This is a genomic window from Mycobacterium sp. SMC-13 (genome assembly GCF_045311035.1).
Lineage (GTDB): Bacteria > Actinomycetota > Actinomycetes > Mycobacteriales > Mycobacteriaceae > Mycobacterium.
Genome location: NZ_JBJIAI010000001.1, coordinates 450,656 through 465,296, shown reverse-complemented (window position 1 = coordinate 465,296; position 14,641 = coordinate 450,656). Strand labels below are relative to the sequence as shown.

Genomic DNA, 14,641 nt, shown 5'->3' with positions numbered 1-14,641 from the left:
ATCTCCTCGGAAGTCACGGCCGCGCAGCCTCTACTACAGACGATGGTAGACCGCGCACCTGAGTGCTCGACACCGCAGGGTGGTTTCAGGTGAACAGAAACCCAATCGCGGACAGGCCAAAGGTGAAGCGGTCTGCACCGCGCGAGCGGCGCGCATTAGGGTAGTCATGCAGCTCGCTTGCAATTTGCCGCGACCCAGTCTTTCCCGAAGTACCCGAAGCAGGAGTGCGCCCGTGACCACAGTCGAAGAGATTTCCGAACTCACCCGCCCGCACCACCCGGACGACTGGACCGAGCTGGACTCGGCCGCCGTCGACACCGTACGAGTGCTGGCCGCGGATGCGGTTCAGAAGGTCGGTAACGGCCATCCCGGAACCGCCATGAGTCTCGCCCCGCTGGCCTACACCCTGTTCCAGCGCCAGATGCGTCATGACCCGTCCGACACCCACTGGATCGGCCGTGACCGCTTCGTGCTGTCGTGTGGGCACTCCAGCCTGACGCTGTACCTGCAGCTGTACATGGGCGGCTTCGGCCTCGAGCTGGCCGACATCGAGGCACTGCGCACCTGGGGCTCGCTGACCCCGGGCCACCCCGAGTACGGCCACACCAAGGGCGTCGAGATCACCACCGGCCCCCTGGGCCAGGGCCTGGCCTCATCGGTCGGCATGGCGATGGCGGCGCGCTACGAGCGCGGACTCTTCGATCCCGACGCCGCGCCCGGTGAGAGCCCGTTCGACCACTTCATCTACGTCATCGCATCGGACGGTGACATCGAAGAGGGCGTGACCAGCGAGGCGTCGTCGCTCGCCGGTACCCAGCAGCTCGGCAACCTGATCGTGCTGTGGGACAACAACAAGATCTCCATCGAGCACGACACCAACATCGCGCTGTCCGAGGACACCTGCGCGCGCTACCGCGCCTACGGCTGGCACGTCCAGGAGGTCGACGGCGGTGAGAACGTGGTCGCGATCGAGGAGGCTCTGGCCGCCGCACGCGCGGTGACCGACCGGCCGTCGTTCATCTCGGTGCGCACCATCATCGGCTACCCGGCGCCCACCAAGATGAACACCGGTGGGGTGCACGGTTCGGCACTGGGCGCCGACGAGGTCGCCGCCACCAAGAAGGTGCTGGGATTCGACCCGGACAAGAGCTTCGAGGTGAAGCCCGAGGTCATCGACCACACCCGTGAGCTGGTCGCCCGCGGCAAGAAGGCGCACGACGAGTGGCAGGTCGCGTTCGACGCCTGGGCTGCCAAGGAGCCCGAGCGCAAGAAGCTGCTGGACCGCCTGGAGGCCGGCGAACTGCCCGAGGGCTGGGACGCCGACCTGACGTACTGGGAGCCGGGCAGCAAGGCCGTCGCGACGCGTGCCGCGTTCGGCAAGGTGCTCAACGACGTGGCCGGCAAGCTGCCCGAATTGTGGGGTGGCTCAGCCGATCTCGCGGGCAGCAACAACACCACCATCAACGGGGTGAAGTCGTTCGGCCCGCCGTCGATCTCCACCGAGGACTACACCGCCGACTGGTACGGCCGCGTGCTGCACTTCGGCATCCGCGAACACGCCATGGGCTCGATCCTCAACGGCATCGTGCTGCACGGCCCGACGCGTCCGTTCGCGGGCACCTTCCTGCAGTTCGCCGACTACATGCGTCCGGCGGTGCGGTTGGCCGCGCTGATGAACATCGACCCGATCTACATCTGGACCCACGACTCCATCGGTCTTGGTGAGGACGGTCCGACGCACCAGCCGATCGAGCACCTGGCCGCGCTGCGCGCGATCCCGAACCTGTCGGTGGTTCGTCCCGCCGACCCGAACGAGACCGCGTACACCTGGCGCACCATCCTGCAGCGCACCCACGGCAACAACCCGACCGGTTTCATCCTGACGCGCCAGGGGGTACCTGTCCTCGAGGGCACCGACGCCGAGGGCGCTGCCCGTGGTGGCTACGTGCTCGGCGGCGGTAACCCGGCCGACGACGCCGACGTCATCATCATCGCGACCGGCTCCGAGGTGCAGCTGGCCGTCGAGGCACAGAAGCTGTTGGCGGACAAGGACATCGTCGCCTACGTGGTGTCGATGCCGTGTCTGGAATGGTTCGAGGCGCAGCCCAAGGAGTACCGCGACGCGGTGCTGCCGCCCGACGTCTCGGCACGTGTTGCGGTCGAGGCCGGCATCGCGCAGCCTTGGCACAAGCTGGTCGGTGACACCGGCGAGATCATCTCGATCGAGCACTACGGCGCATCGGCCGACGACAAGACCCTGTTCCGGGAGTTCGGCTTCACCGCTGAGGCCGTCGTCGCCGCCGCAGAACGCTCGTTGGACAACTGACAACCAATTTCAGAAAGAGCACCCTCATGACTCAGAACCCGAACCTCGCGGCGCTGAGCGCCGCCGGTGTCTCCGTGTGGCTCGACGACCTGTCGCGTGAGCGGCTGCAGTCGGGGAACCTCACCGAGCTGATCAACACCCGCAGCGTCGTGGGCGTCACCACCAACCCGTCGATCTTCCAGGCCGCGCTGTCGAAGGGCACGGCCTACGACGAGCAGGTGCACGAGCTGGCGTCGCGTGGCGCCGACGTGGACGCCACCATCCGCACCGTCACCACCGACGACGTCCGCAACGCGTGCGACGTGCTGGCCAAGGTGTACGAGGCCTCCGGCGGCGTCGACGGCCGGGTCTCGATCGAGGTCGACCCGCGGCTGGCGCACGACACCGACAAGACGATCCTGCAGGCCATCGAGCTGTGGAAGATCGTCGACCGGCCGAACCTGCTGATCAAGATTCCGGCGACGCTGGCGGGCCTGCCGGCGATCACCGCGGTGATCGCCGAGGGCATCTCGGTCAACGTCACCCTGATCTTCTCGGTGGAGCGGCACCGCGCCGTGATGGACGCCTACCTGACCGGGCTCGAGAAGGCCCGTGAAGCCGGCCACGACCTGTCCAAGATCCATTCTGTCGCTTCGTTCTTCGTCTCCCGCGTGGACACCGAGATTGACGCGCGACTGGAGAAGATCGGTGGCTCGGCGCTCGGTCTGCGCGGCAAGGCCGGCGTCGCCAACGCGCGGCTGGCGTACGCGGCCTACGAGCAGGTCTTCGGCGGCCCGCAGTTCGCGAACCTCAAGGCCGAGGGTGCCCGCGTGCAGCGCCCGCTGTGGGCATCGACCGGCGTGAAGAACCCGGACTACCCGGACACGCTGTACGTCACCGAGCTGGTGGCCGCCAACACGGTCAACACCATGCCGGAGAAGACCCTGGAAGCCGTCGCCGACCACGGCCAGATCACCGGGGACACCATCTCCGGGACGGCTGCCGCGGCGCAGGCCGTGTTCGACGAGCTGTCGGCCGTCGGGATCGACTTGGACGACGTCTTCAACCTCCTCGAGGTCGAGGGCGTGGAGAAGTTCGGGAAGTCCTGGGGCGAGCTGCTCGAGGCCACGCAGGGTCAACTCGACGCGCTGAAATGAGTGACTGCAGCGGGCGGCCGGCGGATTGGGTGAACCCCCTGCGGGACAAGCGCGACAAGCGCATGCCCCGCATCGCCGGCCCGTGCGCGGTGGTGATCTTCGGCGTCACGGGCGATCTGGCCCGAAAGAAGCTGATGCCGGCGATCTACGACCTCGCCAACCGGGGGCTCCTGCCGCCGTCGTTCGCGTTGGTCGGCTTCGCACGTCGCGACTGGGCCGACGAGGATTTCGGCCAGGTTGTCCACGACGCCGTCAAGCAGCATGCGCGGACCCCGTTCCGGCAGGAAGTCTGGGACCGCCTGGCCGAGGGCTTCCGTTTCGTGCAGGGCACGTTCGACGACGACGCTGCCTTCGAGCGGCTGCGTGAGACGTTGCACAAGCTCGACGAGGAACGCGGCACGGGCGGCAATCACGCGTTCTACCTGTCGATTCCGCCGAACGCGTTCCCGCAGGTATGCGAGCAGTTGTCGCGGTCCGGGCTGGCCGACAAGCCCGACGGCTGCTGGTCGCGGGTGGTCATCGAGAAGCCGTTCGGGCACGACCTGGCCAGCGCCGAGGCGCTCAACGGCGTCGTCAACAGTGTGTTCCCGGAGTCGTCGGTGTTCCGCATCGACCACTACCTGGGCAAGGAAACCGTCCAGAACATCCTGGCGCTGCGGTTCGCCAACGAGTTGTTCGAACCGGTGTGGAACGCCCATTACGTCGACAGCGTGCAGATCACGATGGCCGAGGACATCGGACTCGGTGGACGCGGCGGTTATTACGACGGCGTGGGCGCCGCCCGCGACGTCATTCAGAACCACCTCCTGCAGCTGCTCGCGCTGACGGCGCTGGAGGAGCCGGTCAACTTCTCGCCGCACGAACTGCAGGCCGAGAAGATCAAGGTGCTGTCGGCGACGCACCTGGCCGAGCCTCTGGACGAGACCACGGCACGCGGTCAGTACGCCGCCGGCTGGCAGGGCGGCGAGAAGGTTGTCGGCCTGCTCGACGAGGAAGGCTTCTCGTCGACGTCGACCACCGAGACCTTCGCGGCCATCACGGTCGAGGTCGACACCCGGCGCTGGGCCGGCGTGCCGTTCTACCTGCGCACCGGAAAACGGTTGGGGCGCAGGGTCACCGAGATCGCGTTGCTGTTCAAGCGGGCGCCGCATCTGCCGTTCGATGCCACGATGACCGACGAACTCGGACAGAACGCCCTGGTGATCCGGGTGCAACCCGACGAAGGCATCACCCTGCGGTTCGGCTCCAAGGTGCCGGGACACCTCATGGAGGTCCGCGACGTCAGCATGGACTTCTCGTACGGTTCCGCGTTCGCCGAGGACTCCCCCGAAGCCTACGAACGACTGATCCTCGACGTCCTGCTCGGCGAGCCGTCACTGTTCCCGGTCAACGCCGAAGTCGAATTGTCCTGGAAGATACTGGATCCCGCGCTCGAACACTGGGCAGAGCAGGACAAGTCCGGCGGCCGGCCCGAGCCCTACGAGTCGGGTACCTGGGGTCCGGAGTCGGCATTCGAAATGCTGCGGCGCAGCGGCCGCGATTGGAGGCGACCGTGATTCTCGATCTGCCCGACACCAATACCGGTGCGATCAACAAGAAGATCGTCTCCCTCCGCGAAGAGGGCGGTGCCATCACCCTCGGGCGGGTACTGACCCTGGTGGTGGCGCCCGACACCGAGGCCATCCTCGAAGAGGCCATCGACGCCGCCAATACCGCCAGCCGCGAACATCCGTGCCGCGTCATCGTGGTGATCCCGGGTGACCGGTTGGCCACCGAGGCCCGCCTGGACGCCCAGCTCCGGGTGGGCCGCGACGCCGGCGCCAATGAGGTTGTGGTGCTTCGCCTCTCGGGTCCACTGGCCGGCCATGCCAGCAGTGTGGTGACGCCCTTCCTGCTGCCGGATACCCCGGTGGTCACGTGGTGGCCCGACGTGGCGCCCGCGGTGCCGGCGGCCGATCCGCTGGGCAAGCTGGCGATCCGCCGGATCACCGACGCCACCAACGGCGAAGACCCCTTGACGTGCATCAAGAGCCGGCTGGCCGGATATACGTCCGGGGACACCGATCTGGCCTGGAGCCGGGTGACGTACTGGCGGGCGTTGCTCGCCGCGGCGCTGGACCAGGCCCCGTACGAACCGATCACCGAAGCGCTGGTGTCGGGACTGAAAGACGAACCGGCCCTGGACATCCTGGCCGGCTGGCTGGCGGCCTGCATCGACGGACCGGTGACGCGCGCGGTCGGCGACCTCAAAGTCGTGCTGACCCGGCCGACCGAGACCATCACGCTGAGCCGCCCGCAGACCGGCGTCACCGCATCGCTCACCCGCACCGACCGACCGGAGGCCCGCATTCCGTTGGCGCGCAGGGAAGCCCGCGACTGCCTCGCCGAAGAGATGCGCCGGCTCGATGCCGACGAGATTTACCATCGCGCCCTGGTGGGCCTGGACAAGGTTGTGTATGTCTGAGCAGATCATCGAGAAGTATTCCGACGCAGATGCTTTGGTGAGCGCGGTGGGCGACCGCCTCGTGGCGGCCATCAACGGCGCCATCGAGGCCCGCGGCATCGCGTACATCGTGCTGACCGGCGGCGGTACCGGCATCAAGCTGCTCAAGCACGTCGGCGGGCATCCGATCGACTGGGCCAAGGTGCACCTGTTCTGGGGTGACGACCGCTACGTCCCGGCCGACGACGCCGACCGGAACATCAAGCAGGCACGCGAGGCGCTGCTGGATTCCGTTGCCATTCCGGCCGACAACGTGCACGCGATGGCCGCGAGCGACGGCGAGTTCGGTGACGACATCGACGCCGGCGCGGCCACCTACGCGCGCGAACTGGCTGAGGTGGCCGGAAATGGTTCGCCGACACCGGAATTCGACGTGCATCTGCTGGGCATGGGCGGCGAGGGGCACGTCAACTCGCTGTTCCCGCACACCGACGCCGTCCGCGAGACCGAGCGGTACGTCGTCGCCGTCACCGACTCCCCCAAGCCTCCACCTCGGCGGATCACCCTGACGTTGCCCGCAGTCCGCCGCGCGCGTCAGGTGTGGCTGGTCGTGGCCGGCGCCGAGAAGGCCGACGCCGTCGCGGCCGCGATCGGTGGCGCTGCGGCAGAAGACATTCCAGCGGCCGGCGCGATCGGCACCGAGGCGACGGTGTGGTTGCTCGACGCGGCCGCGGCGGCGAAACTGTAGTCATGGTCGACAAAGGCGATGGCCGCACGCGCCCGGTCGGCGGCCGGATCCGGACGCTGACGCAGGCTGCACTCAACGCCGACGTCACGGTGTCCCAGGTCGATGCGCTACTGGTCGACATGGAGGGCACCCTCGCGACCCTCAGCACGCTGACCGACAACCTCGACACCACGATGTCGCGGTTCAACGAGACCATCACCCAGATCGACGAACTCGCGCCGCGCATTTTCGGCGTCGTCGACCGGATGGAGGCGATCGTGACGCGTGTCGAGGCCATCGTCGGGGTCGCCGAGACGGTGCTGTCGCCCATCACGGTCACGGAGAGTGCGTTGCGGGGTGTGCTGAAGTCAGTTCGCAGCTGGGCCCCGTAGCGATTACGGCGACGCGAGTCGGTCAGACAGCTGCCGGCGATTGGACGCCGCCCATTGCGCCTCGACGGGCTCGATCCGGCTACGCAAACTGTCGTGAAGCAGGGTGCCGCGTTCGCTGAGGAAGACGCGAACCTTACGGCGGTCGAATTGATCGACCTCCCGGTACGCGAGTGCCTGGACGACCAGCCGGTGGACCACCCGGGTCAGCGTGGGTCCAGGGGTCGGCGTCAGCGCCTGCAGTTCTGCCATCGTGAGTCCGGCGGCGGCGGCCAGGGCGTCGAGCGCCAGCCAGTGCTCGACGCCGAGCCCCGTGTCCTGAAGTTCGGCATCCAGGCAGGCGGTCAAATTGCGGGCTGCGCGCAGCAGCGTGGCGGTGATCGAGGTCGTCATGTCGTGTTGGGACACCGTGCTCGCCATGACGAACTCCTACGTGTTGCCCGCTGGGCCGGGTAGCGCAATACTTTCAATTGAAAATGATGATAGCCGGTCCGCGGACGGTGCGGCAAAGGACGTAATGGTCATGAGCTCGCAGGCCACCAGCACTGTCGGCGAGGCATGGCGGGTGGCCATGGTGGTACCCCTGCAGGGTCCGGGCGGCGTTTTCGGGCCGGCATGTGAAGCCGTCAGCGAGCTGGCGGCCCACGACCTCAACGTCGATGGCGGAGTCCTCGGACGCGAAGTGCAGATCGAAGTGGTCGACGGCGGGGCCGACCCGCAGCTGGTTGCCCGGCGCATCGATCAACTCATCACAACGGGCACGATCCACGCAGTCAGCGGATGGCACATCTCCTCCGTACGCAATGCGCTCGCTCCGGTGATCGCGGGCCGGGTGCCCTACGTGTACCCCGCCCTCTACGAAGGCGGCGAGCGTCGCCGCGACATCTATTGCTGCGGCGAGACTCCGGACCGCCAGATCGCGCCGGCGTTGCGCTGGTTGCGGGAGAACGCCGGGGTGCGGCGCTGGTTCATCGTCGGCGACGACTATGTGTGGCCGCGATCGTCGGTGGCCGCGGTCCGGGAGTATGCGCGCGATCTCGGTCTCGACCTCGTCGGGCACCGGTTCGTGGACCTGGGCCGCGCCGACATGTCGGAGGCCGTCAGAGCGGCCATGGCGTCGGAATGCGATGCGGTGTTGATGCTGCTTGTGGGGCAGGACGCGGTCGAATTCAACCGCGCCTGCGCCGCACACGGTGCCGCCGACGCGTTCCTTCGGTTCAGCCCGTTGATGGACGAGAGCATGTTGCTGGGCAGCGGGGCGGACGGCACCCGAGGATTGTTCGTCGCCGCCTCCTTCTTTTCCTCGCTGGTGGGCGCCAACGCAATGGAGTTGACGGGCCGCTACCACGACCTGCACGGCCCCACCGCTCCACCGCTGAGCGGTATCGCCGAATCCTGTTACGAGGGACTGCAACTGCTGTCCCGGCTCATTCATCGATCCGGGCAGTTGACCGACATAGCGACCAGCGATCGCGTCTCGTACGACGGCCCGAGGGGCACCGTGCACTATCGGGCGGACGCGACCGTGCAGCCGGTGCACCTGGCCGTGGCCGACGGATACGACTTCGATGTGCTCACCACCCTGACCGCATTTTGACGGCCGACGGCGTGGCCGGCTCGGGTTGACACCGTGCCAACGGGCATTTAATTTCAATTGAAGATATTTCATCTGAATCTTTTTGAGGTGACAACCGTGCCCGATATCGAACGTGGTCCCGGCATCGCCACAGTTGTGTTCCGTCCGTATTCCGTTCGAGCCCTTACCTTTTGAGGAGAACCGCCATGCGCCATGGTGACATTTCGTCGAGCCCGGACACCGTCGGCGTAGCCGTCGTCAACTACAAGATGCCCCGGCTGCACACCAGGGCAGAAGTCCTCGACAACGCCCGCAAGATCGCGGACATGGTGGTGGGAATGAAGTCCGGACTGCCGGGCATGGATCTCGTGGTGTTCCCCGAGTACTCCACGCAGGGCATCATGTACGACCCCGAGGAGATGTACGCCACCGCGGCCTCCATCCCCGGCGACGAAACCGACATCTTCGCCGCGGCGTGCCGGAAGGCCAAGACGTGGGGCGTCTTCTCCATCACCGGTGAGCGCCACGAAGACCATCCGAACAAGCCGCCGTACAACACCCTCGTCCTCATCGATGACACCGGTGAGATCGTGCAGAAGTACCGAAAGATCCTGCCCTGGTGTCCCATCGAGGGCTGGTACCCCGGAGACACCACCTATGTCTCCCGGGGGCCGAAGGGGATGAAGGTCTCGCTGATCATCTGCGACGACGGCAACTACCCCGAAATCTGGCGGGACTGCGCCATGAAGGGTGCGGAGCTCATCGTGCGCTGCCAGGGGTACATGTATCCCGCCAAGGAGCAGCAGGTGCTCATGGCCAAGGCGATGGCGTGGGCGAACAACACCTACGTCGCCGTGGCCAATGCGGCCGGCTTCGATGGGGTGTACTCCTACTTCGGGCACTCGGCCATCGTCGGGTTCGACGGCCGCACCCTGGGCGAAACCGGCGAGGAAGAGTACGGAATCCAGTTCGCGCAGCTGTCGCTGTCGGCGATTCGAGACGCCCGTCAGAACGACCAGTCGCAGAACCACCTGTTCAAACTGCTGCACCGCGGCTACTCCGGCGTCCACGCGGCCGGTGACGGCGACAAGGGTGTCGCCGATTGCCCGTTCGAGTTCTACAAGCTGTGGGTGACCGACGCGCAGAAGGCTCAGGAAGTCGTCGAATCGATCACCCGGGACACCGTCGGTGTGGCGGACTGCCGCGTGGGAGACCTGCCCGTCGAGCGGACCGTCGAGGCGTAAGAGAGCGACGTGCCCTACCTCACCGACATGTTTCACGATCAGAACGCGACGCGGCAGCGCGCCAACGACGTCGCCGTGAAATCGGTCGCCGGGTTCGATCCCGACGCCTTCGCCGACCGACTCGGGCAGCGGATACTGGGGCAACCGGAGGCCGTCGGCGCCGTCGCCCGGGCATTGTCGATCGCACATGCCGGTATCGCAGATCCCGGCCGCCCGCTGGCCAGCGTGCTGCTGGTCGGGCCGACCGGGATCGGCAAGACCGAACTGGTCCGCCAGGTCGCCGCCGAGATCCGCACCGGGCCCGACGACCTCTGCCGAATCGACATGGCCGCCCTGGCCCAGGAGCACTACGCCGCGTCGTTCTCCGGGGCACCACCGGGATACGCCGGAAGCAAGGAATCCTTCACCCTGTTCGACAAGAACAAGATCGAAGGCGATCCGTACACACCCGGCATAGTGCTCTTCGACGAGGTCGAGAAAGCGGACCCCACGGTGATCCGTGCACTGCTGCACGTACTCGACAGCGGCCAGCTGAGGCAGCACCTCGACGGCCCGGCAGGTCACCCGGCGCGAAGTGGAGTTGTTCACCGCGCGGCTGGCCCGCGAATCTGTCGAACTCCATGTCGACGAAACCGTGGTGCAGTTCTTGCAAGACTGTGGGTTCGACCCGATCTACGGTGCCCGTGGGTTGCGCAGAACCATCCGATCCCACCTCATCGCACCGGCAGCCGAGTGTGTACTCCGCGGCCGCACGACGCCGACCGCGCGCATCGTGATCAAGGCGAGAATGGTCGGCGGATCCGTCGCGGTGACACTGGCCGACCGCGCAGCCTGAGTCGGCTACCCGCTGTTTCGCAGCGCGGTGGCCAAGCCACTCATGGTCAGGAGGATGCCGCGCTGCACGAGTTCATCCTCGTCGCCCGAGCGGTGGCGGCGCAGCAGTTCGACCTGGAGGTGGTTCAGCGGCTCGAGGTACGGGAACCGGTTGAACACCGACCGCGCGAGGGCGGGGTTGTCGGCGAGCAGGTCGTCGTGTCCGGTGATCAGGGCATGCATCCGGATGGTGCGCTCATGTTCGGCGGCGATCTTGTCGAACACCCGGTGGCGCAGGGCCTCGTCGTCCACGAGCTCCGAATACCGTGCTGCCAGGCCGAGATCCGACTTCGCGAGCACCTGCGCCATGTTGGACAGCACGGTCCGGAAGAACGGCCATCTCGCATACAGATCCTGCAGCACCTCGAGGCCACCGTCGGTGTTTTCGATGAACTCCTCGAACGCCGTTCCCGTGCCGTACCAGCCGGGCAGCATGACACGCGACTGGCTCCAGGCCAGCACCCACGGGATGGCCCGCAGATCGGCGATCGAAGTGGTCGGCTTGCGGGACGTCGGGCGGCTGCCGATGTTGAGCGCACCGATCTCGCTGACGGGTGTCGACGCCTTGAAGTACTCGACGAATCCCGGTGTCTCGTGCACCAATTCGCTGTAGGCCCGTTGCGCGCGGGCGGCGAGGTCGTCGAGCACGTCGTAGGCGGGTGCCGCGGCGTCGCCGAGCCCTTCGACGTCGAGCAGCGTCGACTCCAGGGTCGCCGCGAGCAGGGTCTCCAGATTGCGATGTGCGGCATGCGGTTCGGCGTACTTGGCGGCGATCACCTCACCCTGCTCGGTGATGCGCAGCGAGCCCCGGACCGCACCGGGCGGCTGGGCGAGGATCGCGTCGTAGCTCGGGCCGCCGCCGCGGCCGACGGTGCCACCCCGGCCATGGAACAGCCGCAGCCGGATTCCGGTCTTGCGGGCCGATTCCACGAGATCGAGCTCGGCCCGGTACAGCGCCCAGTTGGCTGCCAGGTAGCCGCCGTCCTTGTTGGAGTCGGAGTAGCCGAGCATGACCTCCTGGTGGTCGCCGCGGGCGGTGACGATCGATCGGTACAACGGAATCGCAAGGGCCGCTTCCAGAATGGCCGATCCGCGTTGCAGGTCGTCGATGGTCTCGAACAGCGGCACGATGCCGACCGGGCTGTACGGCTCGGACCCCGCGGCATCGAGCAGGCCGGCCTCTTTGAGCAGTATCCCGGCCTCGAGGAGATCCGACACCGACTGACACATCGAGATGATGTAGTTGGGGACGGCCTCGGGCCCGAAGACCTCGACGGCCCGCGCAGCCGCCGCGACGATGTCCAGTTCCTTGCGAGCCAGTTCCGACAGCCGGGCGTCGCGCCCCACCAACGGCCGGCGCGTGGACAGCTCCGACACCAGGACGGCGACCCGCTCATCTTCCGGCAATGATGCGTAGTCGGGGTGTACCCCGGCCCACGCCAGCAGCTCGGCCACCACCTGCTCGTGCACTTCGGAGTTCTGCCGAAGGTCCAGCCCACAGAGGTGGAAACCGAAGACCCGCACCGACTCTCGCAACCGGGCCAGCCGGTCGTCGGCCAGCACGCTGGTGCCACCGGCGCGCAACGACGCGTCGATGACGTCCAGGTCGGCGAGCAACTCGGCCGGCGCGGTGTACTCCGGCAGGCCGAGGTCCAGCTCGTGCTCGGGTTGCCGGTCGAGGATCTCGGCGGCGGTGGCCGTCAGGCGCGCGCGGATCACGTGCAGCGCCTGGCGGTACGGTTCGTCGGCGTGCGTCGGCTCGGGATGCTGGTCGGCCAGCGCCTGCAGCGCATCGCTGACCCGCACCAGCCGCGCCGACATCGACAATTCGTGTTCCAGCGCAAGGAGTTCGGCGAAGTACCGGTCGAACGCGGTGTAGGCCGCGCTGCCGGTCGCCAGGCGCACCACGTCGGCGGTGACGTTGGGGTTGCCGTCGCGGTCACCGCCGATCCACGAGCCGGGCCGCAGGATCGGCGTCTCCAGCAGTGGCTCACCCGGCCAGCGGGCCTGCAGCGCGCCGCGCACCTCCGCGTTGACGCGCGGGATGACGTCGAAGAACGCGGCCGGGTAATAGCGCAGCCCGGTGGCGATCTCGTCTTGAATCTTCAACCGCGACAGGCGGATCAGCGCGGTCTGCCACAGGGTGAGGATGTGCCGGCGCAGTTCGGTCTCGAGGTCGCGGCCCTCACGCGTCAGGTTGTGCCCGTGCAACCGCAGTCGCATCAGTTCGGTGATCCGGTTCTGGGTGTCGAAGATGGTGCGCCGCCGGGTTTCGGTGGGATGGGCGGTGATCACCGGCGAGACCAGCGCACCGCGCAGCGCGTCGGCGACCGCCGCCCCGTCCAATCCCCCGGCTTCGTCCAGCTTGCGGTACGTCGCGGCCAGGCTGCTGTCCTGCGGCGGCTCGCCCGCCGCGACGTGGACGGCACGCCGCCGTTCCCGGTGGATGTCCTCGGCGACGTTGGCCAGCAGTGCGAAATGCGTGAACGCCCGGATCACCGGGATGGCCTGATGAATGTCGATGCCGGAGAACAACGCCGCCAGCTCTGCCCGGTCGATCTCGGAGCGTCGCACCCGGAACGATTCCACCCGCGCCCGTTCCACCAGATCGAAGACCGCGTCACCGTTCTGCTCGCGCACCGTGTCGCCGAGAATGGCGCCGAGCAACCGGATGTCTTCGCGCATCGGTTCGGTGGCCTCACGGCCCAGTTCGGTGCGCTGAACCGATCCGATCGGCAGCAGCGTGGTGTCAGGAGCGTTCGGAACGTCTGCCATCACCCAAGTATCGACGGCCGACGCCGCTCGCGCAGGGCAGGCGGTTCGGCACGATCACGGCGGGCCGACCGGGACGATCGGCGGCGACGACGTGGTGGGCGTGGCAGGCGCGCTCGCACGCGGCGTCGTGGTCGATGGTTTCTGTCCGTCGGGCAACACAATTGGCTTCGAATCGCCGGCGTCGCCGCTACCGCCGGGGCTGTCGGCATCCACGTTCGGCGGCCAATCCACCGACGTCGGCGGCCACGCCTTCGCCGACGAGCTGCCGCCACCCGGGGGCGCGCATCCCGACCCGGCGCCGAAGTCCCCCGCGCCGGTGCAGTCGGCCCGGGCAGCCGGCGCACAAACCAAGAACCAGGCCGATGCCGCGACGCCGACCATTCGTACGGCACTCATAGCTGCAGGATGTCCCCGTAGGCATTCACGCTGTCGTCGTTCTGATCGGTGTCGATGGTCACCGTCGAGAAGAACCGGATGGCCACCGCCCCGCCGCAGGCGTCGACCTTGACGTGGGCGTCGTGCACGGTGATGCCGCCGGTGCGGCCTTTCAGCGCTTTCTTGCCCAGCACCACGTTGGTGATCGTGCCCGGCAGCAGGTTCACCGAGACGTTGCCTCCCAGATCGGCATACGGGCCGATGGCATTCAGCACGTTTCCGCTGAAACCCGGGTTGATGCCGATGTCGGCGTCCCCGCCGACACTGGCGCCCTCGCTGAGGTCGACCTCGCAACCGAGCTGCAGACCGACGATCAGCGTCCCGTTGTTGACCGCCGACGAGCCGCTGCCGTCGATGGACGCCTCGGCCCGGCCGGTGACGAAACCTTCTCGCGTGAAAGCCGTCGCAGCCATGTTCGGGACCGAGTTGACGGTCATCTGGGTGAGCGAAACCCCAAGGCGCCAACCGTCTTCGGTGTTGACGGCCTGCCGGACGTCGGCGACCGGGAGTGGATCGGCCGCCGCCATACCCGGGGCCACGCCACCGGCCGCGCAGAGCAGCACCACCGCGCCTGCGCCGATACGAAGAAGATGCACCACGCGGCGAGCGTAGGTGCCGGCGCTAAGTGCGCCCTGTCATCGACATAAGCGCCGGCCCAGCGAACGCTGGGTACTTGCTGTCAGACAAACAGAACCGGCCACGCCTGACAGGCGTGGC

At 67.4% G+C, this 14,641-nt stretch carries 12 protein-coding genes and 1 pseudogene; 9 read left to right on the top strand and 4 right to left on the bottom strand.

Annotated elements, in window-relative coordinates; translation table 11 throughout:
- Nucleotides 1-232: 232 nt before the first annotated feature.
- Genes tkt through ACJH6I_RS02325 form a run of 6 tightly spaced genes read left to right on the top strand, consistent with a single transcriptional unit; the run spans nucleotide 233 to nucleotide 7,024 of the window.
- On the top strand, nucleotides 233-2,326 hold the full coding sequence (gene tkt, locus ACJH6I_RS02350; RefSeq protein WP_064858096.1) for a transketolase: 2,094 nt from the start codon (nucleotides 233-235) through the stop codon (nucleotides 2,324-2,326).
- 26 nt (nucleotides 2,327-2,352) lie between these two features.
- Nucleotides 2,353-3,462 carry a transaldolase gene (tal, locus tag ACJH6I_RS02345; RefSeq protein WP_406783664.1) on the top strand — a complete coding sequence of 370 codons (1,110 nt, stop codon included), beginning with the start codon at nucleotides 2,353-2,355 and terminating at the stop codon, nucleotides 3,460-3,462.
- Complete coding sequence (gene zwf / locus ACJH6I_RS02340) at nucleotides 3,459-5,018, top strand: glucose-6-phosphate dehydrogenase (RefSeq protein ID WP_061000917.1); 1,560 nt, start codon at nucleotides 3,459-3,461, stop codon at nucleotides 5,016-5,018. Before tal ends, zwf begins: the two co-directional genes overlap by 4 nt.
- Nucleotides 5,015-5,926 (top strand): glucose-6-phosphate dehydrogenase assembly protein OpcA, encoded by a 912-nt coding sequence (opcA, locus tag ACJH6I_RS02335; RefSeq protein ID WP_064858113.1) that lies wholly within the window; start codon nucleotides 5,015-5,017, stop codon nucleotides 5,924-5,926. Before zwf ends, opcA begins: the two co-directional genes overlap by 4 nt.
- Entirely contained in the window at nucleotides 5,919-6,653 is a 735-nt protein-coding gene (gene pgl, locus ACJH6I_RS02330; protein WP_064858097.1) for a 6-phosphogluconolactonase, read from the top strand. Before opcA ends, pgl begins: the two co-directional genes overlap by 8 nt.
- Nucleotides 6,654-6,655: 2 nt before the next feature.
- The gene (locus ACJH6I_RS02325; RefSeq protein ID WP_064858098.1) at nucleotides 6,656-7,024 is read left to right on the top strand and encodes a hypothetical protein; all 369 of its coding nucleotides are present in this window, start codon (nucleotides 6,656-6,658) and stop codon (nucleotides 7,022-7,024) included.
- Nucleotides 7,025-7,027: 3 nt separating this feature from the next.
- On the opposite strand, the gene ACJH6I_RS02320 is transcribed toward ACJH6I_RS02325, so the two are convergent.
- The gene (locus ACJH6I_RS02320; protein WP_406783663.1) at nucleotides 7,028-7,441 is read right to left on the bottom strand and encodes a MarR family winged helix-turn-helix transcriptional regulator; all 414 of its coding nucleotides are present in this window, start codon (nucleotides 7,439-7,441) and stop codon (nucleotides 7,028-7,030) included.
- A gap of 103 nt (nucleotides 7,442-7,544) precedes the next feature.
- Between ACJH6I_RS02320 and ACJH6I_RS02315 the strand changes: the two genes are divergently transcribed.
- The 3 genes and pseudogenes from ACJH6I_RS02315 to ACJH6I_RS02305 all read left to right on the top strand — a co-directional run bounded on the left by ACJH6I_RS02315 (nucleotide 7,545) and on the right by ACJH6I_RS02305 (nucleotide 10,676).
- Nucleotides 7,545-8,618 carry a substrate-binding domain-containing protein gene (locus ACJH6I_RS02315; protein ID WP_406783662.1) on the top strand — a complete coding sequence of 358 codons (1,074 nt, stop codon included), beginning with the start codon at nucleotides 7,545-7,547 and terminating at the stop codon, nucleotides 8,616-8,618.
- A 185-nt stretch (nucleotides 8,619-8,803) separates the two neighbouring features.
- On the top strand, nucleotides 8,804-9,841 hold the full coding sequence (locus ACJH6I_RS02310; RefSeq protein ID WP_064858099.1) for an aliphatic amidase: 1,038 nt from the start codon (nucleotides 8,804-8,806) through the stop codon (nucleotides 9,839-9,841).
- A gap of 9 nt (nucleotides 9,842-9,850) precedes the next feature.
- Nucleotides 9,851-10,676 (top strand): annotated as a pseudogene (locus tag ACJH6I_RS02305) (AAA family ATPase).
- Nucleotides 10,677-10,681: 5 nt separating this feature from the next.
- Here the strand turns inward: ACJH6I_RS02305 and ppc are convergent.
- From ppc to ACJH6I_RS02290, 3 genes are read right to left on the bottom strand one after another with little or no spacing between them, the layout of a single operon-like run.
- Nucleotides 10,682-13,489, bottom strand: a complete 2,808-nt coding sequence (gene ppc / locus ACJH6I_RS02300; RefSeq protein WP_061000929.1) for a phosphoenolpyruvate carboxylase — start codon at nucleotides 13,487-13,489, stop codon at nucleotides 10,682-10,684.
- A 54-nt stretch (nucleotides 13,490-13,543) separates the two neighbouring features.
- Complete coding sequence (locus ACJH6I_RS02295; protein WP_082761709.1) at nucleotides 13,544-13,885, bottom strand: hypothetical protein; 342 nt, start codon at nucleotides 13,883-13,885, stop codon at nucleotides 13,544-13,546.
- On the bottom strand, nucleotides 13,882-14,451 hold the full coding sequence (locus tag ACJH6I_RS02290; RefSeq protein WP_406783710.1) for an MspA family porin: 570 nt from the start codon (nucleotides 14,449-14,451) through the stop codon (nucleotides 13,882-13,884). The genes ACJH6I_RS02295 and ACJH6I_RS02290 overlap by 4 nt, the downstream gene beginning before the upstream one ends.
- Between the last annotated feature and the right edge of the window lie 190 nt (nucleotides 14,452-14,641).

What these genes read in the sequence shown, in the direction of transcription:
- ACJH6I_RS02315 (WP_406783662.1), top strand. Translation starts at nt 7,545, where the DNA reads ATGAGCTCGCAGGCCACCAGCACTGTCGGCGAGGCATGGCGGGTGGCC.
- ppc (WP_061000929.1), bottom strand. Translation starts at nt 13,489, where the DNA reads ATGGCAGACGTTCCGAACGCTCCTGACACCACGCTGCTGCCGATCGGA.
- ACJH6I_RS02290 (WP_406783710.1), bottom strand. Translation starts at nt 14,451, where the DNA reads ATGGCGGCGGCCGATCCACTCCCGGTCGCCGACGTCCGGCAGGCCGTC.
- tal (WP_406783664.1), top strand. Translation starts at nt 2,353, where the DNA reads ATGACTCAGAACCCGAACCTCGCGGCGCTGAGCGCCGCCGGTGTCTCC.
- ACJH6I_RS02310 (WP_064858099.1), top strand. Translation starts at nt 8,804, where the DNA reads ATGCGCCATGGTGACATTTCGTCGAGCCCGGACACCGTCGGCGTAGCC.
- zwf (WP_061000917.1), top strand. Translation starts at nt 3,459, where the DNA reads ATGAGTGACTGCAGCGGGCGGCCGGCGGATTGGGTGAACCCCCTGCGG.
- ACJH6I_RS02295 (WP_082761709.1), bottom strand. Translation starts at nt 13,885, where the DNA reads ATGAGTGCCGTACGAATGGTCGGCGTCGCGGCATCGGCCTGGTTCTTG.
- pgl (WP_064858097.1), top strand. Translation starts at nt 5,919, where the DNA reads ATGTCTGAGCAGATCATCGAGAAGTATTCCGACGCAGATGCTTTGGTG.
- ACJH6I_RS02320 (WP_406783663.1), bottom strand. Translation starts at nt 7,441, where the DNA reads ATGGCGAGCACGGTGTCCCAACACGACATGACGACCTCGATCACCGCC.
- ACJH6I_RS02325 (WP_064858098.1), top strand. Translation starts at nt 6,656, where the DNA reads ATGGTCGACAAAGGCGATGGCCGCACGCGCCCGGTCGGCGGCCGGATC.